Origin of the sequence: Teichococcus aerophilus (assembly GCF_014490485.1) — a bacterium.
In the GTDB taxonomy this organism is placed as follows: Bacteria; Pseudomonadota; Alphaproteobacteria; order Acetobacterales; family Acetobacteraceae; genus Pseudoroseomonas; species Pseudoroseomonas aerophila.
In genome coordinates, this window is the sequence record NZ_JACTVA010000003.1 from 62,469 (window position 1) to 86,749 (window position 24,281).

General features: G+C 69.9%; 25 protein-coding genes. 19 read left to right on the forward strand and 6 right to left on the reverse strand.

Annotation, left to right across the window (positions count from 1 at the left end):
• Nucleotides 1-210 precede the first annotated feature (210 nt).
• Complete coding sequence (gene prpB, locus IBL26_RS02730) at nucleotides 211-1,134, reverse strand: methylisocitrate lyase (RefSeq protein WP_187782913.1); 924 nt, start codon at nucleotides 1,132-1,134, stop codon at nucleotides 211-213.
• 150 nt (nucleotides 1,135-1,284) lie between these two features.
• Here prpB and IBL26_RS02735 point away from each other — a divergent pair, with 150 nt between their 5' ends.
• From IBL26_RS02735 to acpS, 10 genes are all read left to right on the forward strand, one after another.
• A complete protein-coding gene (locus IBL26_RS02735; protein ID WP_187782914.1) occupies nucleotides 1,285-2,067 on the forward strand; it encodes an SRPBCC family protein in 783 nt (260 codons plus the stop codon).
• Complete coding sequence (locus IBL26_RS02740) at nucleotides 2,060-3,007, forward strand: AAA family ATPase (protein ID WP_187782915.1); 948 nt, start codon at nucleotides 2,060-2,062, stop codon at nucleotides 3,005-3,007. The genes IBL26_RS02735 and IBL26_RS02740 overlap by 8 nt, the downstream gene beginning before the upstream one ends.
• Nucleotides 3,008-3,009: 2 nt before the next feature.
• Entirely contained in the window at nucleotides 3,010-4,176 is a 1,167-nt protein-coding gene (locus tag IBL26_RS02745; protein ID WP_187782916.1) for a vWA domain-containing protein, read from the forward strand.
• The gene (locus IBL26_RS02750; RefSeq protein ID WP_367615358.1) at nucleotides 4,169-4,489 is read left to right on the forward strand and encodes an XdhC family protein; all 321 of its coding nucleotides are present in this window, start codon (nucleotides 4,169-4,171) and stop codon (nucleotides 4,487-4,489) included. The genes IBL26_RS02745 and IBL26_RS02750 overlap by 8 nt, the downstream gene beginning before the upstream one ends.
• The gene (locus IBL26_RS02755; protein ID WP_187782918.1) at nucleotides 4,486-5,223 is read left to right on the forward strand and encodes an XdhC family protein; all 738 of its coding nucleotides are present in this window, start codon (nucleotides 4,486-4,488) and stop codon (nucleotides 5,221-5,223) included. The genes IBL26_RS02750 and IBL26_RS02755 overlap by 4 nt, the downstream gene beginning before the upstream one ends.
• A complete protein-coding gene (locus tag IBL26_RS02760) occupies nucleotides 5,220-6,872 on the forward strand; it encodes an NTP transferase domain-containing protein (RefSeq protein WP_187782919.1) in 1,653 nt (550 codons plus the stop codon). Before IBL26_RS02755 ends, IBL26_RS02760 begins: the two co-directional genes overlap by 4 nt.
• Nucleotides 6,869-7,360 (forward strand): 2-amino-4-hydroxy-6-hydroxymethyldihydropteridine diphosphokinase, encoded by a 492-nt coding sequence (gene folK, locus IBL26_RS02765; protein ID WP_187782920.1) that lies wholly within the window; start codon nucleotides 6,869-6,871, stop codon nucleotides 7,358-7,360. The genes IBL26_RS02760 and folK overlap by 4 nt, the downstream gene beginning before the upstream one ends.
• A gap of 69 nt (nucleotides 7,361-7,429) precedes the next feature.
• Nucleotides 7,430-7,822, forward strand: a complete 393-nt coding sequence (gene rpoZ, locus IBL26_RS02770) for a DNA-directed RNA polymerase subunit omega (protein ID WP_187782921.1) — start codon at nucleotides 7,430-7,432, stop codon at nucleotides 7,820-7,822.
• Entirely contained in the window at nucleotides 7,749-10,115 is a 2,367-nt protein-coding gene (locus tag IBL26_RS02775) for a RelA/SpoT family protein (protein ID WP_241748932.1), read from the forward strand. The genes rpoZ and IBL26_RS02775 overlap by 74 nt, the downstream gene beginning before the upstream one ends.
• A 15-nt stretch (nucleotides 10,116-10,130) precedes the next feature.
• Nucleotides 10,131-10,541, forward strand: a complete 411-nt coding sequence (gene acpS, locus IBL26_RS02780; protein WP_187782923.1) for a holo-ACP synthase — start codon at nucleotides 10,131-10,133, stop codon at nucleotides 10,539-10,541.
• A gap of 65 nt (nucleotides 10,542-10,606) precedes the next feature.
• Here acpS and IBL26_RS02785 read toward each other — a convergent pair whose 3' ends face one another.
• Nucleotides 10,607-11,002 (reverse strand): YraN family protein, encoded by a 396-nt coding sequence (locus IBL26_RS02785; protein ID WP_187782924.1) that lies wholly within the window; start codon nucleotides 11,000-11,002, stop codon nucleotides 10,607-10,609.
• Nucleotides 11,003-11,076: 74 nt separating this feature from the next.
• Between IBL26_RS02785 and IBL26_RS02790 the strand changes: the two genes are divergently transcribed.
• A complete protein-coding gene (locus tag IBL26_RS02790; protein WP_187782925.1) occupies nucleotides 11,077-13,485 on the forward strand; it encodes a penicillin acylase family protein in 2,409 nt (802 codons plus the stop codon).
• A gap of 59 nt (nucleotides 13,486-13,544) precedes the next feature.
• Entirely contained in the window at nucleotides 13,545-14,291 is a 747-nt protein-coding gene (locus tag IBL26_RS02795) for an arginyltransferase (RefSeq protein ID WP_187782926.1), read from the forward strand.
• Here IBL26_RS02795 and epmA read toward each other — a convergent pair.
• On the reverse strand, nucleotides 14,276-15,337 hold the full coding sequence (gene epmA, locus IBL26_RS02800; protein WP_187782927.1) for an EF-P lysine aminoacylase EpmA: 1,062 nt from the start codon (nucleotides 15,335-15,337) through the stop codon (nucleotides 14,276-14,278). The genes IBL26_RS02795 and epmA overlap by 16 nt on opposite strands.
• 38 nt (nucleotides 15,338-15,375) lie before the next feature.
• Here epmA and IBL26_RS02805 point away from each other — a divergent pair, with 38 nt between their 5' ends.
• From IBL26_RS02805 to IBL26_RS02835, 7 genes are all read left to right on the forward strand, one after another.
• The gene (locus IBL26_RS02805; RefSeq protein WP_187782928.1) at nucleotides 15,376-16,464 is read left to right on the forward strand and encodes a lysine-2,3-aminomutase-like protein; all 1,089 of its coding nucleotides are present in this window, start codon (nucleotides 15,376-15,378) and stop codon (nucleotides 16,462-16,464) included.
• A gap of 71 nt (nucleotides 16,465-16,535) precedes the next feature.
• On the forward strand, nucleotides 16,536-17,564 hold the full coding sequence (locus IBL26_RS02810) for an LLM class flavin-dependent oxidoreductase (RefSeq protein WP_187782929.1): 1,029 nt from the start codon (nucleotides 16,536-16,538) through the stop codon (nucleotides 17,562-17,564).
• 90 nt (nucleotides 17,565-17,654) lie between these two features.
• Nucleotides 17,655-18,413 (forward strand): signal peptidase I, encoded by a 759-nt coding sequence (lepB, locus tag IBL26_RS02815; protein WP_187782930.1) that lies wholly within the window; start codon nucleotides 17,655-17,657, stop codon nucleotides 18,411-18,413.
• Complete coding sequence (rnc, locus tag IBL26_RS02820) at nucleotides 18,410-19,075, forward strand: ribonuclease III (RefSeq protein ID WP_187783066.1); 666 nt, start codon at nucleotides 18,410-18,412, stop codon at nucleotides 19,073-19,075. The genes lepB and rnc overlap by 4 nt, the downstream gene beginning before the upstream one ends.
• Nucleotides 19,076-19,084: 9 nt before the next feature.
• Entirely contained in the window at nucleotides 19,085-20,047 is a 963-nt protein-coding gene (era, locus tag IBL26_RS02825) for a GTPase Era (RefSeq protein ID WP_194443474.1), read from the forward strand.
• A gap of 69 nt (nucleotides 20,048-20,116) precedes the next feature.
• Nucleotides 20,117-20,872: a DNA repair protein RecO gene (recO, locus tag IBL26_RS02830; RefSeq protein WP_187782931.1), complete on the forward strand. Its 756-nt coding sequence runs from the start codon at nucleotides 20,117-20,119 to the stop codon at nucleotides 20,870-20,872.
• Nucleotides 20,873-20,911: 39 nt separating this feature from the next.
• The gene (locus IBL26_RS02835; protein ID WP_241748934.1) at nucleotides 20,912-21,472 is read left to right on the forward strand and encodes a mismatch-specific DNA-glycosylase; all 561 of its coding nucleotides are present in this window, start codon (nucleotides 20,912-20,914) and stop codon (nucleotides 21,470-21,472) included.
• Nucleotides 21,473-21,517: 45 nt separating this feature from the next.
• On the opposite strand, the gene IBL26_RS02840 is transcribed toward IBL26_RS02835, so the two are convergent.
• From IBL26_RS02840 to IBL26_RS02850, 3 genes are all read right to left on the reverse strand, one after another.
• Nucleotides 21,518-22,936 carry an Nramp family divalent metal transporter gene (locus IBL26_RS02840; RefSeq protein ID WP_187782932.1) on the reverse strand — a complete coding sequence of 473 codons (1,419 nt, stop codon included), beginning with the start codon at nucleotides 22,934-22,936 and terminating at the stop codon, nucleotides 21,518-21,520.
• Nucleotides 22,937-23,178: 242 nt separating this feature from the next.
• On the reverse strand, nucleotides 23,179-23,496 hold the full coding sequence (locus IBL26_RS02845; protein WP_187782933.1) for a DUF3597 domain-containing protein: 318 nt from the start codon (nucleotides 23,494-23,496) through the stop codon (nucleotides 23,179-23,181).
• A 146-nt stretch (nucleotides 23,497-23,642) separates the two neighbouring features.
• Entirely contained in the window at nucleotides 23,643-24,161 is a 519-nt protein-coding gene (locus IBL26_RS02850; RefSeq protein ID WP_187782934.1) for a DUF3597 domain-containing protein, read from the reverse strand.
• Nucleotides 24,162-24,281 lie beyond the last annotated feature (120 nt).

Sequence of the window (24,281 nt, forward strand, 5' to 3'; positions counted from 1 at the left end):
AGGCTGGGGGGAATGAATTCCCCCAGCCTCCCCTTCTCTTCTTAGCGGTATTTTTGATGGATCTTTGGAGGGGTTGTCGCTTTGCGCGGCTGGGCCGCGCCGAGGATCCATAATCCCCGGCGACTGTGGGTTTCGCCCATGAGGTCCATTTTATAATACCGCCGCCATCATAGGGGTCCGGGGGAGAACTCCTCCCACCCCCGCCTCGCCTCAACTCCGCTGCGGCATCGCCTCCGGCACCACCGTCGCCACCAGGGTCTGGTCCAGGGCCTCGTAGGCGCTGTAGTCGATGGTCTTGTACAGCTCGGCGCGCGTCTGCATCCGGTCGATCATCTTGTGCGTGCCGCCGTCGCGGTTGATGGCGGCGTACAGGTCCTCCATCCCCTTGGCCGCGACGCGCAGGTGGCTGACGGGCCAGATCACCATGGCGTAACCCATCTCCTGGAATTCCTCCGCGGTGAAGAAGGGCGTGCGGCCGAACTCGGTCATGTTGGCCAGCAGCTTCACGCCCGGCATGCGGGCGGCGAATTCCTGGAACATCTCCCGCGTCGTCAGCGCCTCGGGGAAGATCGCATCGGCCCCGGCCTCCAGGTACAGCTTCGCGCGCGCCACGGCGCCGTCGATGCCCTCGCTCGCCGCCGCATCGGTGCGGGCGATCAGATAGAGGTGCCGCCGTGCCTTGCGGGCGGCTGCCACCTTGGCGGCCATGTCCCGCGCATCGGCCAGCTTCTTGTCGTTCAGGTGGCCGCACTTCTTCGGCAGCAGCTGGTCTTCCAGGTGCACCGCGCCGGCCCCGGCCTCCTCGAAGGCGCGGACCATGTGCATGACGTTCAGTGCCTCGCCATACCCGGTATCACCATCCACCAGGGCCGGCAGGCCGCCGGCGCGGGCCACCTGGCGCACATGCCAGGCGACGTCATCGACCGTGATCATGCCGAGGTCGGGCAACCCCATGGTGGCGGACATGGCGGCGCCGGACATGTACAGCGCCTCGAACCCCGCCTTCTTCGCCAGCAGCGCCGCGATGCCGAGATGCGCGCCGGGGATGCGCAGGATCTCCGGCCGTTCCAGCAGGGCGCGGAAGCGCTGCCCGGCAGGGGCATCTGGCAGATCGTCGGCAACCACATAGGGCATTGTGTTCTTCCCATCCTGGACGCGCCGAGCCTAGCACCCGCGTGGCCGATACGACCACCGGTGCGCCGCACCCTTCCCCATCCGGCGTTCCAGCCCTAGCTTTAGGAATACCTGCCAAGCCCACCCCTGAGCCTTCCTGGGAGATACGTGATGGAAATGACCGGCGAACGGCGCATCGAGGCGCCGCGTGACATCGTGTGGCAGGGCCTGAACGACCCGGAGATCCTGCGCGAATCCATTCCCGGCTGCGAGTCAGTGGACCGCACCGGGCCCGATTCCTTCCAGGCCCGCGTCGCCGTGAAGCTCGGCCCGATGGGCGCCAAGTTCAGCGGCAAGGTGCAGCTGACGAACATCAACCCGCCCGCCTCCTACACCATTGGCGGTGAGGGCAATGGCGGCGCCATGGGCTTCGCCAAGGGCGGCGCCGACGTGGCATTGGAAGAGATCTCGCCCACCGAGACGCTGCTGAAATACGCGGTAAAGGCCCAGGTCGGCGGCAAGATGGCCCAGCTCGGCGCCCGGCTGATCGACAGCACTGCCAAGCAGATGGCCGACCAATTCTTCGACCGCTTCGCCGCCCGGGTGTCCGAGACGCGGCCGACGCATGAGGCGGAGCTGCCGCCGGGTGTCGAGCCGACCCCGGCCCCCGGCACCGAAGTGGGCGACGCCCCGGCCGAGTCCCGGCTGGCTGCCGCCACCATGGTTGCGGCGCCGCGGCTGGCCGACCCGGTCGCCGGTGCCACCGGCCCGCTGCAGCCGGGCACGCCCACCTCGGACAAGCCGCAGGCGCCAGCGCGCCGCCCCGCCAGTGCCCCGGCCTCGATCTCGCTGCTGTCGTTGATCCCGGGCGAGATCATGGGTCTGCCGCTCACCTTCTGGGGCGGCTCCTTCCTCTGGCTGATCCTGCTGGTGGTGCTGTTCCTGTATGGCTGACGCCAGCATCCAGGCGCCGGTCCCTGGCTTGGTCGAAGCCCCCGGCTCGGTCGAAGCCACCGAGCAATTGCTGGCCTCCGGCGGCTACGTCGCCGACCGGGCGCTGGCGACGACGGTGCACCTCGCCCTCACCATGGGCCGCCCGCTCTTCCTGGAAGGCGAGCCCGGCACCGGCAAGACCGAGATCGCCAAGGTCCTGGCGGCGGGGCTCGGCCGGCGGCTGGTGCGGCTGCAATGCTATGACGGCATGGACCTGGCCGGTGCCGCCTATGAGTGGAACCACGCCCGCCAGCTGATGGCCATCCGCCTGGCCGAGGCGTCCGGCGAGACCGACCGTGCGTCCCTGGAGGCCGGCATCTACGACCGCCGGTTCCTGCAGGAGCGGCCGTTGCTCTCCGCCCTCACCGGCACCCCCGCCGTCCTGCTGATCGACGAGCTGGACCGGGCAGACGAGCCGTTCGAGGCCTTCCTGCTGGAGATCCTGGCCGACTTCCAGCTCTCCATCCCCGAGCTCGGCACCATCAAGGCGGAGATTCCGCCGATCGTCGTACTGACCAGCAACCGGACGCGGGAGGTGCACGACGCCATCCGCCGCCGCTGCCTGTACCACTGGGTGGATTACCCCGACGCCTTGCGGGAACGCGCCATCCTGGACCGGCGGGCCCCGGGCCTCCCGGCCAAGCTCTCCGCCCAGGTGGTCGATTTCGTCCAAAGGGTGCGGCAGGGCGACTTCTTCAAGTATCCCGGTGTGGCCGAGACCATCGACTGGGCGGCGGCACTCTCTGCCCTCGACGCCAGGGAACTGGAGACGGGGCTGGTGGATGACACACTGGGCGTGCTGCTGAAGTATCAGGACGATATCGCCAAGCTGCGCGGTGCCGAGGCCGCCAGGTTGCTGGAGGCCGTGAAGGCACCGCCGATCGTGCCGGTGCCCTTCTGAGCATGGAGAACGGTGGCGCCTTCGCCGCCAATCTGCTCGGCTTCGGGCGGATGCTGCGGCGGGCCGGGCTCCCCCTCGGCCCCGGGGAGATGCTGGCCGGTGCCGAGGCGCTGACCCGCATCGACCTGGGCGACCGCCGGCAGGCCGAGGCCGCCCTGCGCGCCACCCTGGTGCACAGGCGCGAGCATTTCGAGATCTTTGACCAAGCGTTCGCGCTGTTCTGGCGGGACCGTTCCGTTCCCACGGAGACTATGGAAGGCGACCTAGGGGATACCGCCGCTCCTGCCGCCCGGCGTGTCTCCGAAGCCGCCGGCGCCAATGCCACCTCTGCCCCGCCGCAGACCGAACGTCGCGTCGACGCCGCCCTGACCGTCAGCACCGGCGAGCAACTGCGCAAGATGGATTTCGAGGCGATGGGGGCCGAGGAGATCGCCGCCGCCAAACGCGAGATCCGCCGGCTGACCCTGCCGCTGGACGCTCGCCCTACCCGCCGCTTCCGCCCGGATGCGTTGGGCCGCCGCACCGACCTGCGCGCCACCTTGAAGCAGAGCCTGCGCCAGGGTGGCGAGGTGCTGGAAATCCGCCACGCGTCCCGCGTCAGCCGCCCGCCACCGCTGGTGGCAATCTGCGACATCTCGGGAAGCATGGCCCGTTACGCACAGATTCTACTGCATTTCCTGCATGCCGTGACGAATGACCGGGACCGCGTCTCCACCTTCCTGTTCGGCACGCGGCTGACCAACATCACGCGGCAATTGCGCCACCGGGATGCCGAGGTGGCCTTCCAGATGGTCAGCCACATCGTGCCCGACTGGTCCGGCGGCACCCGCATCGGCGAGGCGCTGGACCATTTCAACCGGGACTGGTCCCGCCGCGTGCTGGGCCAGGGCGCGGTGGTGCTGCTGATCACCGATGGGCTGGAACGGGGCGGCGCGGATGAGCTGGCACGGCTGGCGGCGGCCACGGACCGGCTGCGCCATTCCTGCCGGCGGCTGATCTGGCTGAACCCGCTCTTGCGCTACGCCGGCTTCCAACCGAAATCCCAAGGCATTCGGACGATGCTCCCCCTGGTTCATGAGCACCGCCCCGTCCACAACATCGAGAGCCTGCGGTCGCTGGTGGAGACACTCTCGGCCCCCCAGGCGCGTGGGAGAGCGTCCCGTGAGTGATCAGGAAGACATCCTGGCGACCGCCGCCGGCTGGCTGGCCGAAGGCGAGACCGTGGCCTTGGCGACCGTGGTGGAAACCTGGGGCAGTTCGCCCCGCCCTGCCGGCTCCCGCCTGGCGGTGACGGCTTCCGGCCGCATGGCTGGTAGCGTCTCTGGCGGCTGCATCGAAGGCGCGGTGGCCGACGTGGCGAAGCAGACCATGGCCAGCGGCACGCCCCAGCTGCTGGATTTCGGCGTCAGTGACGAGCGGGCCTGGGAAGTCGGCCTGGCCTGCGGCGGCAAGTTGAAAGTGTTCGTGGAGAAGGTGGCGTGAAGGCCTCCTTCCTTACCCGCATCCAGGCGGCGCAGGCGGCGGCGAAGCCCGTTGCCATCCTGACCCGCATGACCGACGGTGCCCAGTTGCTCTACCCCGAGGACGACGCCCCCGCCGCGCTGGCCGACGCCGCCCGCACCGCGCTGGACGCCGACAAGGCGGCCAACGTGACGGCCGAGGGCGCCGAATGGTTCATCCAGCCGCAGAACCCGCCGTTGCGGCTGATCGTGGTCGGCGCCGTGCATGTGGCACAGGCGCTGGTGCCCATGGCGGTGGGGCTGGGCTTCGCCGTGACCGTGGTGGACCCGCGCCGCGCCTTCGCCACCGAGGAACGCTTCAGCGGCGCCGTCACCTTGAACGGCGACTGGCCGGATGAGGCGATGGTGGCGCTGGCGCCGGATACCCGCACCGCAGTCGTTACCCTGACCCATGACCCCAAGCTGGACGACCCGGCGCTGGAAGAGGCGCTGAAAAGCCAGGCCTTCTATATCGGCGCCCTGGGCAGCCGCCGCACCCATGCCAAGCGGGTGGCGCGGTTGCAGGAAGCCGGATTTGGCGAGGATGCGCTGGCGCGCATCGCTGCGCCGGTCGGGCTGGATATCGGGGCAGTGACGGCGCCGGAGATCGCGCTCTCCATCATGGCGCAGATCGTCGCCCGCCGTCGTGGCGCGGCACTGGGCGGTGGGGTTGTGGCGCAAGCGGGCAGCCGCGCCCCGGCGGCAGCTGGCGCATGATCTTCGGCCCGACCCCGATCGGCGAGGCGTCCGGCACCATTCTCGCCCATACCGTGCGGCTGGAAGGCCGCGTGCTGAAGAAGGGTACGCTGCTGGACGATGCCTCGGTCGCCGCGCTGCGCGAGGGCGGGCACCGGGAGGTCATCGCCGCCCGGTTGGAAGAAGGCGACGTCACCGAGAACGAGGCGGCCCACCGCATCGGCGAGGCTTTGCTCGGCCCGCACCTCCTCCGTACCCGCGCGGCCACCGGCCGGGTCAACCTGCAGGCCGAGACCGCCGGGCTGCTGATGGTGAATGCCGCCATGGTGGACCGGCTGAATGAGCTGGACGAAAGCCTGACCCTCGCCACCCTGCCGAACTTCACTCCCGTCTCGGCGCGGGAGATGCTGGCGACGGTGAAGGTCATTCCCTTTGCTATGTCCGGTGAGATGCTGGGCGTGGCGGAATCAGTGGCGCGCAGCGGCCTGCTGGCGGTGCACCCGTTCCGCCCCTTGCAGGTCGGCCTGGTGCTGACGGAACTGCCCGGCCTGAAGGAAAGCATCATGGAGGGCGCGGTGGAGGCCACCGGCGCCCGCGTTGCCGGCCTGACCGGCACCCTGCTGCCGCCTGAGCGCTGTGCGCATGAGGAGGAAGCGATTGCCGCCGCCCTGGCGCGGCTGCGCCAGGCGGGAGCGCAGATCCTGCTGATCGCCGGCGCCTCGGCTGTGGTGGACCGGCGGGATGCCGGGCCGGCCGCCATCATCCGTGCCGGCGGGCGGATCGAGCATTTCGGCATGCCGGTGGACCCCGGCAACCTGATCTGCCTGGGCGAGATCGACGGTGTCCCGGCCCTGGTGCTGCCTGGATGCGCCCGCAGCCCCAAGCTGAATGGCTTCGACTGGGTGTTGCAGCGGCTGTTCGCCGGGCTGTCGGTCAAGGCGCGGGACGTGATGCGCATGGGCGTCGGCGGCCTGTTGAAGGAAATAGAAAGCCGGCCGCTGCCGCGGGAGAAGGCGGCCAGGGCGCATACCGGCGCCGCCGCCCCGCGCCGTGCCCGGCCGTTGGCCGCCCTGGTCCTGGCCGCCGGGCAATCCAGCCGCATGGCGCCGCTGAACAAGCTGCTGGTGCAGGGGCAGGACGGACGGCCGATGGTGGCCCGGGTGGTGGATAACGTCATCGCCTCCGGCATCGGGCCGGTCATCGTCGTCACCGGCCATGCGCGGGCGGAGGTGGAGGCGGCCCTGGCGGGGCGGGATGTCCGCTTCGTCACCGCCGAGGATTATGCCGAGGGCCTCTCGGCGTCCCTCAAGGCCGGGCTGTCGGCGCTGCCGCCGCAGGTGGAAGGCGTGCTGATCTGCCTGGGCGACATGCCGCTGGTCACCCCCACCGCCATCGGCCGCCTGCTGGCGGCCTTCGACCCGGAGGAAGGCCGCGCCATCGTTATGCCGACCCATGGCGGCCAGCAGGGCAACCCGGTGCTGTGGGCCCGCGAGTTCATCCCGGAGATGATGGCGTTGACCGGCGATGCCGGCGCCCGCCGCCTGATCCGCCGGCATGCCGAGCGCGTGGCCGAGGTGGAGATGCCGGACGACGCCGTGCTGCGCGACTTCGATACGCCGGAGGCGCTGAACGCCGCGCCGCTGCTGACCCAGCCCATTCCGGCCCGATGATCCTGATCGCCCTGGGCGCCAACCTGCCCGGCACTGACGGCAGCGCCCCCCGCGCGACCTGCGAGGAAGCGGCCGAGGCGCTGGGCCGGATACCCGGCCTGGCCCGCACCGCGCTCTCCCGCTGGTGGTCCACGGCGCCGGAGCCGCCGCTGCCGGGCTCGCCCTGGTACGTCAACGGCGTCGCCCGCTGCGAGGGCGATATCGGGCCGGAGGCGCTGCTGGCCGCGCTGCAACGGATCGAGGACGCGGCCGGCCGGGTGCGCCCCTACCCCAACGCGCCCCGAACCCTGGACCTGGACATCATCGCCATGGACGTGACGGTGCGGCAGGCGCCGGACCCAATCCTGCCCCACCCCCGCGCTCATCTGCGGCGATTCGTGTTGCAGCCGCTGGCGGAGGTAGCACCGGGCTGGCGGCATCCGGGACTCGGCAAAACTGTGGAAGAACTGCTGGCGGAACTGCCGGAAGCGGCCATGGAAGCGCTCTGAGCTTGTGTTTCGGCCCCGCGATGGCTATCTGGGGGGTTCCGCTAAGATGATTGAGTTGGAGGCCTGCCCATGGCCCGCGTAACCGTCGAAGATTGCATCCTGCAGGTTCCGAACCGCTTTGAGCTGGTTCTGCTGGCCGCTCAGCGCGCCCGCAACATCAGCCGTGGCGAGGAAATCACCCTCGACCGCGACAACGACAAGAACCCCGTCGTTGCCCTGCGCGAGATCGCCGACCAGACGGTGGAATTGCCCGCGTTGGAGCAGGACCTCATCAAGTCCCTGCTGCGCGCGCCGGAGCCGGAGCCCGTCGAGGAAGAGGTGATCGACCTGATCGCCACCGACGAGAACATCTTCGGCGTGATGGACGTCAACGACGAGCCGCTGCCGGATGTCGGCAGCGACGAAGGCGGTGACGACATCGAGGCGGCCATCGCCGCCGAGCTCGGCGGCGGGCGCCGCTGACGAACCGGGGGCGCAATTGAAACCGGGCGTCGGGACAGAGTATCACCCGGCGCCTCGCGCGCCCGAGGGGTTGGCTGAGCCTACCCTGCCACCGCATGTCGAGACGCCGGGCACCGAACTCGCCCGGCGCGTCGCGGCCTACGATCCCCGCGCCGATGTCGCGCTGATCGAGGCCGCCTACGACCTCGCCGCCACCGCCCACGCCAGCCAGGCGCGCGAGAATGGCGACCCCTACATCACGCATCCGCTGGCCGTCGCCGGCATCCTGGCCGGATACCGGTTGGATACCGCAACCATCTGCACCGCGCTGCTGCACGATGTGGTGGAGGATACCGGCGTTTCCCTGGCCGAGCTGGAAAAGAAGTTCGGCACCGACATCGCCAAGCTGGTGGATGGCGTCACCAAGCTGACCCGGCTGGAACTGCAGTCCGAACGCACCAAGCAGGCGGAGAATTTCCGCAAGCTGGTGCTGGCGATGAGCGAGGATATCCGCGTCCTCATCGTCAAGCTGGCCGACCGCACCCATAACATGCGCACCCTGCACTACGTGCCGAAGCCCGAGAAGCGGGCGCGCGTGGCGCGGGAGACGATGGAGATCTACGCCCCGCTCGCCCAGCGCATCGGTATGGATGCGGTGAAGACCGAGTTGCAGTCGCTCTCCTTCCGTGAATTGCAGGGTGATGCGTACCAGACCATCACCGCCCGCCTCGCCTTCCTGCGCGGCCAGGGCGCCGACCTGATCGACGAGGTCGCGGCCGACCTGCGGGCCAAGATGTCCGAGGCCGGGGTGCCGTTGCTCGAGGTCACGGGGCGGGAGAAGTCGCCCTACTCCATCTGGATGAAGATGCACGAGAAGAAGGTGGAGTTCGAGCAGCTCTCGGACATCATGGCCTTCCGCGTGCTGACGACCGACAAGGCGAATTGCTACGTGGCGCTGGGCGCCATCCATTCCGCCTATCGTGTCGTGCCCGGGCGCTTCAAGGACTACATCAGCACCCCGAAATCCAACGGCTACCAAAGCCTGCATACCGGCGTGACGGTGCCCGAGCGCCGCAACGCCAAGATCGAGGTGCAGATCCGCACCCCGGCGATGCACGAGGTCGCCGAGTACGGCGTAGCCGCGCACTGGATGTACAAGCAGGGCGCGCCGGACGAGAACGGCCAGCCCACCGTCAAGAAGCGCCGCTACCCCTGGGTCAAGGAACTGCTGGAGCTGCTGGAGACAGCGGACGAGCCGCAGGACTTCCTAGAGCACACCAAGCTCGCCCTGCACCAGGACCAGGTCTTCTGCTTCACGCCGAAGGGCGACCTGATCGCCCTGCCCCGTGGCGCCACGCCGATCGACTTCGCCTACCAGGTGCATAGCCAGGTCGGCGATGCCTGCGTCGGCGCCAAGATCAACGGCCGCATCGTGCCGCTGCGCCACCAGCTGGAAAACGGCGACCAGGTGGAGATCATCACCGCCCGTGGGGGCACGCCGAACCCGGCCTGGGAACGCTTCGTCGTCACCGGAAAGGCCAAGGCGCGCATCAAGCGCTTCGTCCTGGCCCGGCAGCGTGGCGAGTTCCAGGAACAGGGCCGCAGCGCCATCGCCAAGGCCTTCCGCCAGGAAGGGCTAGATTTCAGCGAAAAGCAGGTCGAGCCGGCCATCAAGGCCTTCAAGCAGCCCAGCTTCGAGGATCTCTGCGTCGCCGTCGGCAACGGCAACATCACGCCGCGCGAAGTGCTGCACGCCGCCTACCCCGAATTGCGCGGCCCGCCCCGGCTGCAGGAGAACCTGCTCACCCGCGCCCGCGGCAAGCCCGGTTCCACCGTCATGCGGACGGAACGGCGGCGGGAAGCTTCCTCTGGCATCACCGGGCTGGTGGCCGGCATGGCCGTGCAGTTCGCCGGTTGCTGCCACCCCGTGCCGGGGGACCGCATCGTCGGCATCGTCACCACCGGCAAGGGCGTGACGGTCCACAAGAACGACTGCCACAGCCTGGAGGCCTTCGCGGCGACGCCCGAGCGCTTCATCGATATCGACTGGGATTACGAGGCCGGCTCCGGCGGCGGCCACCTGGCGCGGCTGGAGGTGGTGACCAGCAACGAGGACGCGGCCATCGCCGCCATGACGGTGGCCATCGCCAAGCAGCAGGGCAAGCTGCACAATCTGCGCTTCACCCACCGCGCGGCCGATTTCGCCGAGGTGATGGTGGATCTGGAAGTGTCCGACCTGCGGCACCTCTCCCACGTCATCGCGGCGTTGCGAACCTGCCCGGGCATCACCCAGGTGGACCGCGCCAAGGCCTGAGGTTATGCCAACCCGATGATCATTGGTCTCGGCAACGACATCGTCGATATCCGCCGTATCGAGCAGACCCTGGCCCGGCACGGCGACCGCTTCATCCAGCGCGTCTTCACCCAGCTGGAGCGCCGCAAGGCGGACAGCCGGACGGAGAAGCTCCGCGCCGCCACCTACGCCAAGCGCTTCGCGGCAAAGGAAGCGGCCTCCAAGGCTCTCGGCACCGGCTTCCGCCAGGGCGTGTTCTGGAAGGACCTCGGCGTGGTGAACCTTTCCACCGGCCAGCCTTCCCTGCGGCTGACCGGCGGCGCCGCCGCGCGGCTGGACGCCATCACCCCCACTGGCTTCGGCGCGCAAATCAGCCTGACCATGACGGACGAGTATCCCTACGCCCAGGCCGTCGTCATCATCTCAGCCGTCAAGCTGTTCCCATAGGGCGTAATCCTCGCCGGCTCGGCGGATAACGCCGCCCGTACCAGGATGCGGCAGGGCGGCCTGACCTAGTCTCCCAGGCGGAATGCGTCGGCAATCCGGCGCATCCGCCCTTCCGCATCCAACAGCAAGACATCGAAGCGCATCCCGGCCTCGCCATGCCCGGGATGGCCGGCCAGCCAGATCTCGGCGGCCGCCATCAGCCGCTGGCGCTGCCGCCGGCCCAGCGAATAGGCCGCGTCGGACAGGCTGGCGCGTGCCTTGACCTCGATGAAGGCCAGCAGCCCCTCCCGCTCCGCGATCAGGTCGATCTCGCCGGCGACGGTGCGGACGCGCTGGTCCAGCACCTGCCAGCCATCCTCGGCCAGGCGGGCGGCCATCTTGGCTTCGGCGAAGCGGCCCCGTGCCTCGGCGGCGGTGCGCAGGGCGGTGGCGTCGGGGGGAAAGGCAGCGTGTCGGGGCATGGCGCATTGTTTCGTCACCGGCGCGCCACCGCAACCGGCTGGCACCCGGCCGCGACGCAGCATAAACCAGGGGCATGCAGCGACACACCGGGCGGCTTCGTCGATTCCTCCTGCGCGGCCTGTACTGGGTCGTCGGCCTGCTGGTCGTCGCCGCGGGCGGCATCGCCGCGCTGTTGTGGTTCACCCTGCCGCCGCGCGATGGCCGGTTCGACCTGCCCGGCCTCGGTGCGCCGGTGGAGATCGTGCAGGACGCCTACGGCATCCCCCGCATCACCGCCGTCAACGAGCTGGATGCCGCCGCCGCGCTGGGCTGGCTGCATGCGCGGGACCGCATGTTCCAAATGGAGCTGATGCGCCGGAACGCTTCAGGCCGCTTGGCCGAGATCGCCGGGCCGGTGGCGCTGCGGCTGGACCGCTTCAACCGCACGCTCGGCCTCGCGCAGAGCGCCAAGGCCGACTACGCCGCCTTGCCCGAGGGCACACGCGCCATGCTGGACGCCTATGCCAAGGGGGTGAACGCCTGGCTGGAGGCGCGCGGGCGGCTGGCGGCACCGGAATTCCTCATCATGGGCGTGCCGGAAGCGTGGCAGCCCTCGGACAGCCTCCTCTGGGCCAAGACCATGGGCCTCTGGCTCTCCGGCAACTGGCGGCAGGAGCTGAACCGTGCCCGCCTTGCCACCCTGCTGCCGCCCGAGCGGCTGGAGGAGCTGTGGCCGGCGGATGAAAGCATGGGCCGCGCCGACGTCGCCGCTCTGCCACCGTCCGCGCAACTGGCCCGGCTGGCGGCGGCGGTGCCGGAATTCCCGTTGGATGCGCCGCTGCCCTCCAGCGCCTCCAACGCCTGGGCGGTGTCCGCCGCCCGCTCGGCCACCGGGCAGCCGCTCCTGGCGTCCGACCCGCATCTGGGCTTCCAGGCGCCCATCCTGTGGTACCTGGCGCGGATCGAGATCGCCGCCGCGCCCGGCCAGCCGGCGCGGCTGCTGGCCGGCGCCACCTCGCCGGGCATTCCGTTCATGGTCATCGGGCGCAACGCCCAGCTCGCCTGGGGCTTCACCACCACCCATTCCGACACCCAGGACCTGTTCATCGAGCGCCCCGCCGGCCCAGATAGCTACGAAACGCCGGACGGCCCGCGCCCCTACACGATCCGTGAGGAGCGCATCGCCATCCGTGGCCAGGCGCCGGAAACCCTAAGGGTGCGAGAGACGCGGCACGGCCCGGTAGTCAGCGACCTGGAAGGCAACCGGCCGGATGGCACCGTGCTGGCCCTCTCCATGGCCAGCCTGGCGCCGGGCGATACGGCCGCCGCCGGGCTGCATGCCATGAACCGCGCCGGCAGCCTGGCCGAGGCCAGGGCCGCCGCCGCGCTGATCACCGCCCCGGCGCAGAACCTGATGGTCGCCAGCAGCCAGGGCGGCATCGCCATGTACCTGACCGGCCGCACCCCCGTCCGCCGTTCCGGGGATGGCACCCTGCCCGCCCCGGGCTGGGACGGCAGCCATGACTGGACCGGCTTCGTGCCGTTCGACAGCATGCCCCACAGCGAGAATCCGGCCAGCGGCGTGCTGGTCAACGCCAATAACCGCGTGCAGCCCGCCGGGGCGGAACCCTATCTGGGCCGCGACTGGTTCGGGGACTGGCGCTTCCAGCGCATCCACCAGTTGCTGGCCCAGCGCCAGCAGCACGCGCCGGAGGATTTCGCCGCCATCCAGCGCGATACGCTCAGCCTGTTCGCGCAGGAAATGCTGCCGGCCCTGCGCCGCATTCCCCGCCCCCAGGGCCCCGCCGGCGGCGTGCGGGACCTGCTGCTGGGCTGGAACGGAGAGATGGCGGCCGACATGCCGCAGCCGCTGATCTTCGCCGCCTGGTGGCCGATTGCCACCCGCATGGCGCTGGCGGCCGGCGGCGTGCCGGAAGGCGCCTGGCCGGTCACGCCGGAATTCCTCCGCTTCGTCCTGGCCGAGGATGGCCGCGGCGCCCACTGGTGCCGCCCGGTGGGCGAGGCGCCGGTGAGCGGAGCGGCGGCGGGCGATGCCTGCGGCGCCCTGGTGGCCAAGGCGCTGGAGGATGCGACGGCGCAGCTGGTCCAGGCCTATGGTCCGGACCCCTCTTCCTGGCGCTGGGGCACCGCGCACCAGGCGGTGTTCGACCATCCGCTGCTGCGCTTCGTGCCGCTGCTGGGGGACTGGACGCGTATTTCGGTCCCGCGCGGCGGCGATGGGCAGACGGTGGATCGCGGCTACACCGGCAGCCGGGATTTCACCAATACCCAGGGGCCCGGCCTGCGCTCGGTGTTCGACCTCGCCTCGCCCCAGGGGGCCTATGGCGTCATCGGCACCGGGCAGTCGGGCAATCCGCTCTCCACCCAATGGTCGGACCAGGCGCCGGTCTGGGGTGGAAGGGCGCCGGATGGCAACCTGCTGCTGCCACTGGGCGCGGTGCCGGACCGCAGCAGTGGAATCCTGCGGCTGGAACCGGGCTGAAACGCCACTCCCCTGTTGCGCCCAGCCGCGCGGGCGGGGAAAGTACGGTGAGGAACGTCATGCTCCACCGCACCACCCGCCGCCCGCAATTCTTTTACACGACCGCCCCGATGCCCTGCCCTTACCTGGCCGGCCGCACCGAACGGAAGATCGTGACCGAGCTGACCGGCCCGGACTCGGAGAAGCTGCATGACCGGCTCTCCCGCGCCGGGTTCCGCCGCAGCCACAACATCGCCTACTCGCCGGTCTGCCCGGGTTGCCAGGCCTGCATCCCCATCCGCATCCAGTGCGAGCGCTTCCAGCCGGACCGGACGCAGCGCCGCGTCGCCCGCGCCAATACCGGGCTGCGGGTGCACGAGGCCACCAGCCGTGCCACGGCCGAACAGTTCGCGCTGTTCCAGCGCTACCAGCAGGCCCGCCACAATGACGGCGACATGGCCTCTATGGGTTTCTACGACTACCGCGCCATGGTGGAAGACACCCCCATCACCACCGGCATCGTCGAGTTCCGGGACGAGGAAGACCGCCTCGTCGCCGGGTGCCTGACGGACTGGCTGAGCGACGGGCTCTCCGCCGTCTATTCCTTCTACGACCCGGCGCTGGAGCGGCAGTCCCTCGGCACCTTCATGGTGCTGTGGCTGGTGCGGCGGGCGCTGCAGCTGGGCCTGCCCTATGTGTACCTGGGCTACTGGGTGCCGCAGAGCCGGAAGATGGCCTACAAGGCCCGCTTCCAGCCCAGCGAGATCCTGACCGGCGGCCATTGGCGCCGGATGCAGGACAGCGACATCGTTCAGGTCACCGAATAGGGCCAGCGGCCGAGCCAGAGCACGTCCTCGATGCTCTCCACCCCCGCCGCCAGCATGGCCAGCCGGTCGAAGCCCAGGGCGATGCCGGCGGTGGCGGGCATGCCGTGGCGCAGGGCGGCCAGGAAATCCTCGTCCACCGGCCAGCCCTCGCCATAGAGGCGCTGGCGTTCCGCCACGTCGCGGGCGAAGCGCGTGGCCTGTTCCTCGGCCTCCGTCAGCTCGTCGAACGCATTGGCCAGCTCGATGCCGGCGACGAACAGCTCGAACCGCAGGGCGACGCGCGGGTCGGTTGGGTCACGCCGCGCCAGGGCGGCCTGCGGGGCGGGCCAGTGGGTCAGGAAGGTGGCCCGGTCCCGGCCCAGGGCGGGCTCGATACGCTCCAGCAGCAGCCGGAAGAACAAATCCTCCCAGCCCTCGCCGTCCCTCGGCGCGAAGCCGGCGGCGCGGGCGGCGAGGCGCAGGGCCTCTGCGTCGCCCTCTCCCGCCGCGTCCAGCGTCGCCAGGATGTCCAGCCCGTTGCAGTGGCGGGCGAAGGCTTCCGCGAGCGTTAGCCGCTCGAAGGACTGGGTCAGGTCGGTGCGCACGCCGGCGAAGGAGACCTGCTGGGGCAGAACGGCCCGCACGAAGGCCTCGGTCTCCTCCATCAACGCCGCCAGGTCGGCGCCGGGGCGGTACCATTCCAGCATGGTGAATTCCGGCCCGTGGCGGGGCGAGACCTCGCCATTGCGCCAGACTCGCGCAATCTCGAACACCGGCCCGGCCCCGGCCACCAGCAGGCGCTTGATGGCCAGCTCGGGCGAGGTCCGCAGCCACAGCGCCTGCTCCTCGCCCTCCAGCATCGGGCGGAACAGGGTGCGGAAGGCGGAAAGATGCACTTCCATCCCCGGCACCGGCACCAGGGCGGGCGTCTCCACCTCGGTGTAGCCGCGCGTGGTGAAGAAGGCGCGGGTCTCGCCCAGCAGGGCGGCGCGGCGGCGCAGGGCGGGCAGGCGGGCGGCGAAGCGGGCGGGCGACCATTCGGGGGTCAGGGTGGCGTCATCGGGCATTGCGGCGGCGGTGCTTCCAGGCGTAAGGCCGCGCGACCATGCCCGACGGTGCCCCCCTTTTGAAGCCACGCACGCTGCGTGACCCCGCCGCCCTGGTCGAAGCCGGCCTGGTGCCGCCCGGCGCCGAGCCCGCCCTGCGCCGCGTGGCCGAGCATTTCGCCATCGCGGTGACACCGGCCGTGCAGGCGCTAATTGACCCCGCCGACCCCGCCGACCCCATCGCCCGGCAATACGTACCGGATGCGGCCGAGCTGGTGACCCTGCTGGCCGAGCGCAGCGACCCGACCAGTGACGCCCCCTTCACCCCGGTGAAGGGCGTGGTGCACCGCTACCCGGACCGCGCCTTGCTGAAGCCGCTGCTGGCCTGCCCGGTCTATTGCCGCTTCTGCTTCCGGCGGGAGGTCGTCGGCCCCGATGGCGGCCTGTTGACCGAGGCGGAGCTGGATGCCGCCCTCGACTGGTTCGCCGCCACGCCGCAGGTAAAGGAGGCAGTACTGACCGGGGGCGACCCGCTGATGCTCTCGCCCCGCCGGCTGGCATATATCGTGCGCCGGCTCTCCGCCATTCCGCACCTGGACATCATCCGCCTGCATTCCCGCGTACCCGTCGCGGCGCCGGAGCGGGTGAACGAGGCGCTGGTGGGGGCGCTGGAGAGTGAGAAGGCGTTGTTCCTCTGCGTCCACGCCAACCACGCACGGGAGTTCTCGCCTGCCGCCAAGGCCGGTATGCGGGCGCTGACGCGCGGCGGCGTCGCCCTGCTGGGGCAGAGCGTGCTGCTGCGTGGTGTGAACGACAGCGCACAAGAGCTTGAAAACCTGTTCCGTGCCATGCTGGCGTCCCAGGTGAAGCCCTACTACCTGCACCAGCTGGACCGCGCCCCCGGCACCGCCCGCTTCGAGGTGCCGATCGCCGAAGGTCGCCAGTTGTTGCGCCAGTTGCGTGGCCGGGTCTCCGGCCTTGCCTGGCCGACCTATGTGCTGGACCTGCCGAATGGCGCCGGCAAGGCACCGCTGGGGCCGGACTTCGCGCAGGAGGCCGCGCAGGCCTGGCTGATCGACGGGCCGCTGGATCACGCCCAGCACCACTATCCGGTCCGCAAGGACGACGCGCAAGAAGCTGAATTTTAAGCAATTATACTCGCGAGACGCTGATCCGCGCGGGGCCTTCCGCTTCGCCGGGAATGCGTTAACCTGGGCCTATGGCGCTTGCTCTCTCGATCCTCGACCAATCCACCATCGTCTCCGGTCGGGGTGCCGACGATGCCGTGCGGGAAACCCTCGCTCTGGCGAAGCTGGCCGACGAGCTGGGCTATGCCCGCTACTGGCTGGCCGAGCACCATAACAGCGCCAGCCATGCCGGCGCGGCGCCCGAGATCCTGATCTCCGCCATCGCCGCGACCACCCAGCGCATCCGCGTCGGCTCCGCCGGGGTGATGCTGCCGCACTACTCGGCGCTGAAGGTGGCCGAGCAGTTCCGCATGCTGGAGGCGATCGCGCCCGGCCGCATCGACCTTGGCGTCGGCCGTGCCCCGGGCAGCGATGGGCGCACCGCCTATGCGCTCAACCCGCAGGCGGCGCAGCAGACGGTGGACGACTTCCCGCAGCAGGTGCAGGACCTGCTGGGCTGGCTGGGCGAAGGCCTGCCGGTCGACCACCCCTTCCGCAGCATCCGCGCCCAGCCGGAAACGCCGACGGCGCCGCAGACCTGGATGCTCGGCAGTTCGGATTACGGCGCGCGTCTCGCCGCCGTATTGGGGCTGCCCTACTGCTTCGCCTATTTCATCACCGATGGCCGTGGCGCCGCCGAGGCACTGGCCCGCTACCGCCACGAATTCCAGCCCCGCCCCGGCCGTGCTACCGCGCCCTATGCCGCCATCGGCGTCTTCGCCCTCTGCGCCGAGACGGAGGCCGAGGCCCGACGCCTCTACCGCTCCCGCGAGTTGTGGCGGCTGTCGCGTGACCGCGGCATCTTCCCGCCGCTGCCCAGCGTGGCGGAAGCCGAGGCCTACCCCTATACGGAGGCCGAGCAGGCGCATCTGGACCGTATCCGCGCCCGCGCCATCATCGGCACGCCGGAACAGGTGCGGGACCGCGTCTCCGCCCTGGCCGAGGAATTGCATGTGCAGGAGGTGGCGGTGCTCTCCCCCCTGCATGATGCGGAGGCCCGGCGCCGTTCCGTGCGCCTGCTGGCGGAGGCCTTCGGCCTGCCGCGAGCGGCGCTTTCTTGACATTCGTGCCCACCGCGCGCTCTACCCCGCACCATCGTGGTCGCGGCGGCTGGCGCGGCAGACCGAAGCGGGGCCTCGAGCTTTCCTGATATGACGACGAAAAAGAAACCGGGCGGCTGGCTCGAGAGCATCAAGACCGTTGTCTATGCCGGGCTGATCGCCATCGGCATCCGCACCGTGGCGTTCGAGCCGTTCAACATCCCCTCCGGCAGCATGATCCCGACGCTGCTGGTGGGCGACTATCTGTTCGTCTCCAAATACGCCTACGGCTATTCCCGCCACTCCCTGCCCTTCAGCCCGGACCTCTTCCAGGGTCGCGTCTTCGGTTCCCTGCCGGCGCGCGGCGACGTGGCGGTGTTCAAGTTCCCGCGGGACAACACGACGGACTACATCAAGCGCATCGTCGGCCTGCCGGGGGACCGCATCCAGGTCCGCGCCGGCCGGCTGTACGTGAACCGGGTGGAGGTGCCGCGTGAGTCACTCGGCCTCTACACGGTCGAGGGCGATGGGCCGCGCATCACCGTGCGCCGCTACCGCGAGGCGCTGCCGGCTTCACCCAACGGCCAGCCGGCGCCGCACGAGATCCTGGAAGCCACGGATGACGGGCCCTACGATAACACCGTCGAGTTCCTGGTGCCGGAGGGTCATGTCTTCGCCATGGGCGATAACCGCGACAACAGCCTGGACAGCCGCGACATGATCAGCGGCGTCGGCTTCGTGCCGCTGGAGAATCTGGTGGGCCGGGCGGAGATGATCTTCTTCTCCGTCGATGGCAGCGCGGCATGGTGGGAAGTCTGGGGTTGGCCCTTCGCCATCCGCTGGAACCGCCTGTTCTCGGCCGTCCGGTGAGCAACGGCTTCAAGGCCCGCATTGGCCATAGCTTCGCCAATGCCGCACTGCTCGACCAGGCGATGACGCATCGTTCCGCCGCCGATCCGCGGCGGGACATGCTCGATTCCAACGAGCGGCTGGAATTCCTGGGCGACCGGGTGCTGGCGCTGGTGATGGCCGAGTGGCTGTCCGACCGCTTCCCGCAGGAGCGGGAGGGCGCGCTGGGCAAGCGGCTGGCCGTGCTGGTCGCCGCCGAGACGCTGGCCAAGGTGGGCGAGGCCATCGGCCTGCCCGCCGCGCTGCGCATCCCCCCCGCCGAGGGCCGCACCGGCCTGCGCGGCCGCATGACCGTGGTGGCGGACGCGACCGAGGCACTGATCGGCGCCCTCTACCTTGATGGTGGGCTGCAGGTCGCGCGCGACTTCATTCGGCGCGAATGGACCGGCCACATGGACGCCGACCCGACGCCGCCGATGTCGGCGAAGAGCCGGCTGCAGGAATATACGCTCGGCCGCGGGGAAGGATTGCCGGAATACCGGCTGGTCTCGACCACCGGCCCATCCCATATGCCTGTCTTCGTGGTCGCCGTGCGCGCCGCTGGGCGGGAAGCCGAGGGCAGCGGCGAATCCAAGCGCGCCGCCGAGCAGGCCGCCGCCGAAGCCTGGCTGGCCGCAATCTGAAGAACTGAGATGACCGACAACACCGCCGCGCCCACCGACCAGACGCCCGAGGACCCGACCCCCCGGGAGCAGAACCCGGCCCAGACCCGTTGCGGCATCATCGCCGTGGTGGGTGCACCGAATGCCGGCAAGTCCACGCTGGTCAACCGGCTGGCGGGCAGCAAGGTCTCCATCGTCTCCCCCAAGCCGCAGACCACGCGTTTCCGCATTCGTGCGGTAGTGATGCATGGCGCGGCGCAGCTGGTGCTGGCGGATACGCCGGGCATCTTCGCCCCGCGCCGGCGGCTGGACCGCGCCATGGTGGCCGCCGCCTGGGAAAGCACCCAGGATGCCGACCTGGCGCTGCTGGTGGTCGATGCCCGCGCCGGGCTGACCGAGGCGCTGCAATCCATCCTCTCCGTGCTCAAGCGCTCCCGCGCCCCGGTCTGGCTGGTGCTGAACAAGACCGACCTGATCGATACCAAGAAGCTGCTGCCGCTGACCGCCGCGCTGAACGAGCAGATCCAGTTCGCCGAGACGCTGATGGTCAGCGCCGAGAGCGGCGATGGCGTGGACCGCATGCTGGACATGATGGCCGCTCACGTCCCCTACGGCCCTTACCTGTTCCCGGAGGACGACCTCTCCGACCTGCCGGACCGCATGCTGGCGGCGGAGATCGTGCGCGAGCAGATCCTGCGCCAGACCCACCAGGAAGTGCCCCACCACACCACGGTGGAGACCGAGCAGTGGGAGGAACGGCGCGACGGCTCCGTCCGCATCGACTGCACCATCTATGTCGGCCGGGCGACGCAGAAGGCCATCCTGATCGGCGATGGCGGCGCCAAGGTGAAGGATATCGGCCGCCGTGCCCGCACGGAGCTGGAGAAGCTGCTGGAGCGCCGCGTCCACCTGTTCCTGAACGTCAAGGAACGCCAGGGCTGGGATGAGGAACGCGCCCGCATCCGCGCCATCGGCCTGGAAGACATCGGCTAGAAGGTGCCGCCGAAGCCGATGCGCGCAGCCGGGCCTGACCGCCCCGCCGAGAGCTGACCCGGCACCGCGATGGAATGGGAAGCTCCCGCCATCGTGCTGGAGGCCCGCCCTTACGGCGAGGGCGGTGCCATCGTCTCCGTCCTCACCGAGCAGTACGGGCGCTATGCAGGGCTGGTCCGCGGCGGCGCCTCTCGCGCGCAATCCGGGCTGTGGCAGTCGGGCAACCTGGTCGAGGTCCGCTGGGTCAGCCGGCTGGCCGACCAGCTGGGCCACATGACGGGCGAGATGGTGCATCCCACCGCCGCCCTGGCGATGGATGAGCCGCTCTCCCTCGCCCTGCTGCAGTCCGCCTGCGCCCTGGCCGCCGATGCGTTGCCGGAGCGGGAGGCACAGCCCCGCGTCTTCTCCGCCATGCTGCCGTTGCTGGCGCATCTGCAACAGGGCGGCGCGGAGCTGATGGCGGATTACGTCCGCTGGGAACTCGTGCTGCTGGAGGCGCTGGGCTACGGCCTCGGCCTCAGCCGTTGCGCGGCCACCGGCACGACGGAGGCGCTGGACTGGGTGTCTCCACGCACCGGCCGCGCCGTCAGTGCCGAGGCCGCCCTGCCCTATGCCGGCCGGTTGCTGCCGCTGCCCAGCTTCCTGCACGGTGCCCAGGCGGAGCGCGACCCGGCGGCCTGGCTGCAGGGTCTGCGCCTGACCGGCCACTTTCTCACCCGCGATGCCTTCGGCGCCCGGCACCGCGCGGTTCCACCGGCGCGGGAACGGCTGGAACACCGCGTCGCGGACCTCGCCGCCGGTACGGACACGAACGTCGCGGGCTGAAGCGGCCGAACCTCTCGCACGGAATGACGTTGGATCGTGATGCCCGATACCGCCCCCACGCTGCCCATGACACCGTTGGAGCCGGTCCTGCCGGATGTGTTGCGCCCTGGCCTGCGGCTGGTCTTCTGCGGCAGCGCGCCCGGCGCCGTCTCCGCCGCACGGGGCGCCTATTACGCCCATCCCGGCAACCGCTTCTGGCGCGTGCTGCACGAGGCCGGGCTGACGCCGCGTCGCTTGGCCCCGGCCGAGTATAAGCTGCTGCTCGATTGGGGCATTGGGCTGACCGACATGGCGAAGCACGCCAGCGGCAATGACGACCAGTTGCCGCCGGATGCCTACGACCCTGCCGGCTTTGCCGCCCGCATCCTGGCGGTACGGCCGGATGCGGTGGCCTTCACGGCCAAGGCGCCTGCCGCCGCCTTCCTGGGGCGGCGGACCAGCGCCATCGGCTACGGCCGCGTGGAAGGAGCGCCGGACTTCCCGCCAGTCTGGGTGATGCCCTCCACCTCCGGCCAGGCCAGCCGCTTCTGGGACGACCGGCCGTGGCACGCACTCGGTGCGTGGTTCCGCGCGGAGCCGCCGGGCGGCGGCGGCACGTGATACGGGCGCGGCCAGGGGTTGAGTGCCCCTGGGCCGCGCGCCGCGTCAGATGAGCTTGAAGGCGCTCAGCCCGGTGTAGATGCCCAGCAGGATGATGGCGATGCTGCTGACCACCAGCAGGGCGTTGAAGGCCTTGCTGCCGTATAGGCGCGGGTCCGTCTCATGCTTCCGCAGGTGCCAGACGGCCACGACCACCGCCAGCAGGAAGATGCCGGTGGCCACGCCGCCGATCTGCACCATCACCACTGGCGAGCGGACGAACATGTAGGCCAGCCCCCACACCACCGGCAGGCCGATCGTGAAGTAGCGAATCCAGCGCAGCCGGTCCGCCGTGTCGTGCCAGTTCAGCACGCCCATCTCGGCCAGCAGGTTGACATACATGCGGGACCAGCTGGGGATGGCCGCCCATAGGGTGGAGCCCAGCACCACCACGGCGCCCACCAGGAAGACCAGGCCGGCCCACTCGCCCAGCGTGTCCGTGTACATGCGGGACAGGGCGGTGATCATCTCATTGCCCTGCGGAACCACGCCCTGCGGGTGCAGTACCGCGGCGCCCATGATGAAGAAGGCAATGGTGCCGAAGGTGTAGATGACCCAGGAGAGGAAGGCGTCCTTGTACATGACGCTGATCCAGCCCTTGGCGCGGCGCTGCCAGGCCTCGCTACCGTCATTCGGGCCGACATGGCGGGCGTAGCCCTTCTCGATGCACCAGTAGGTGTAGAAGGTCAGCTCGTCCGCGCCGACGCCGGTGATGCCGAACATCGCGATGGCGGCGCCGATGGCGCCTGCCGGAATGGCGAAGGCCAAGCCACCGGCGATGTCATCCATCGAATAGGCGAAGGGGGTGAAGGGCAGGCCCAGGGCGATGCCGATGGTGATGAAGGAGAAGACCACCACCAGGATGCCGGCGCCACGCTCGATCCGGCTGTAATTGTTGCTGTAGAGCAGCGCGATGCTGCCGCAGACGGTGATGGCGGTCCAGATGCCGAGCGAGATGCCGCTGAGCGGCGCGCCGCCGATGGGCAGCAGGATGCTCATGGCCAGGGCTACGCCGCCCACCACGCCGCCCATCTGCAGCACTTTGGACAGTGCCATGAGGGCCCAGAGCAGGTTGATCCAGCTCAGCCGCCCGATATGCGGCCCGACCTTGTTGTACCCTGTCAGTGCCGGCTGGCCGGTAGAGATGCACCAGCGGGCCAGTTCCACCTGTACGGCGACCTTCACGAAGGTGCTGAAGATCACCATCCACAGCAGCGCGAAGCCCACCGTGGCGCCAAGCGTGGTGGTGACGATCAACTCACCCGAGCCGACGATGGACGCACTGAGAATCAGCCCCGGGCCGAGATGCTTGAGGGAATGCGCCCACCCGACGGGCGGTTCCATGATGCCGTCTTTGGTGAGGCGATAGGGGTCGTCCGTCTGCGCAGCATCGCGATGCGCGAGGACCTCGGCATTGGCACTCATTCTTGTTCACTCTCCCGGCTGCCGCTGTTTTTGTTGATCTTGGCGGCGGTTATCCGGGGACTATGCAGGCCGAGGCATGGAGCGTCACCCCGGCGGCGGCCGAACTTGCGGGTTTGTGAGCGGGTCGACGGCATCGGGCGCGGGCGAAGGCGCCGTGGAAAGCGGGCCTGTAACTCGCCTCACCCTGCCAGGGGTGTGTTCTCTCGATTCGGACGTGGGTTGTCCGCTGGCGACGCTACCGGTCAGTGGCGCGGGTCCAGCGGCGGCTGCACGCCGGCCCGTGCCAGCCGGGCCATCACCTCCCGATGCAGCCAGGTGTTCATATGCAGCATGTCGTTGGGGTCGCCGCTGTAGCGAAGCTCCAGCGCCAAAGCGCGCCTGGTATCAGGACCGCTGTCGAGGTTCAGCAACTTCAGCAGATCCACGATGGACTGGCCCCAGTTCAGCTTCTCGATGATCGGCCGGTCCAACGCGGCGCGGTGGAGGATGGCGATGACATCGGCACCCGGCGGCAGGGGCGGATGGAAAACCTTGGACACGATGGCGCCGAAGATGCTCATCGCGGCGTGCTCCCTTTCCAGAGGCGTGTTCGCTTCCTGGTGGAATAACAGAGCCGTCCGCTCAAGGTTCGCGCGCACCGCCAGGACTTCGCCGCTGTCGGGGCGGTGACGCAGGCCGGCCGGGGGTCCCGGCCGGCCTGGGTCGGTCAGCCGCGCAGTTCGGGCGGCACCTGGCCGCCGTTCTCGGCCAGCTTGGTCATGACCTGCTTGTGCAGCCAGATATTCATGCTGGCGGAGTCATTGGTGTCGCCGGAGTAGTTCAGCTCCCGCGCCAACTCCTTCCGGGCCTCCAGGCTGCTGTCCAGGCCCAGCAGCTTCATCAGGTCGACGATGGACTGCTTCCAGTTCAGCGACTGTCCGTTGGCCGACGCCATCTGCGTCAGCACGGCGTTCACGTCCACCGGCTGCTGCGGCGTGGCGCTGGCCCCTGGCGTGCCGGCGGCGGCAGCGGGGGTGCCGTACCCCGCGCCGGCCGGTGCGCCGCCCAGCACAGGCGGCGGCGCCATCGGCGCCGGTGCGGTGGTACCGGCGACGCTGGCGCCTGGCGTGCTGCCCCCGGTGGCGCTGGGCGAGCCGGCCGCCGCTTCCGCAGCCGCCGGCGCTTCCTGCGCCTTGGCCGACGGGTGGCCGAAGATCTTGCTCATGATCGAACCGAAGATGCTCATCGCTCTCGCTCCCTGACAGGGGCAGATCTGGCCTTGGGCGGCCACGGTCATGCCCGACGCCGTTTTCCGGCGTCATGAAGGACGCCCCGGGCGGACTGCCCGGGGCGCTCGTGCTCTGGG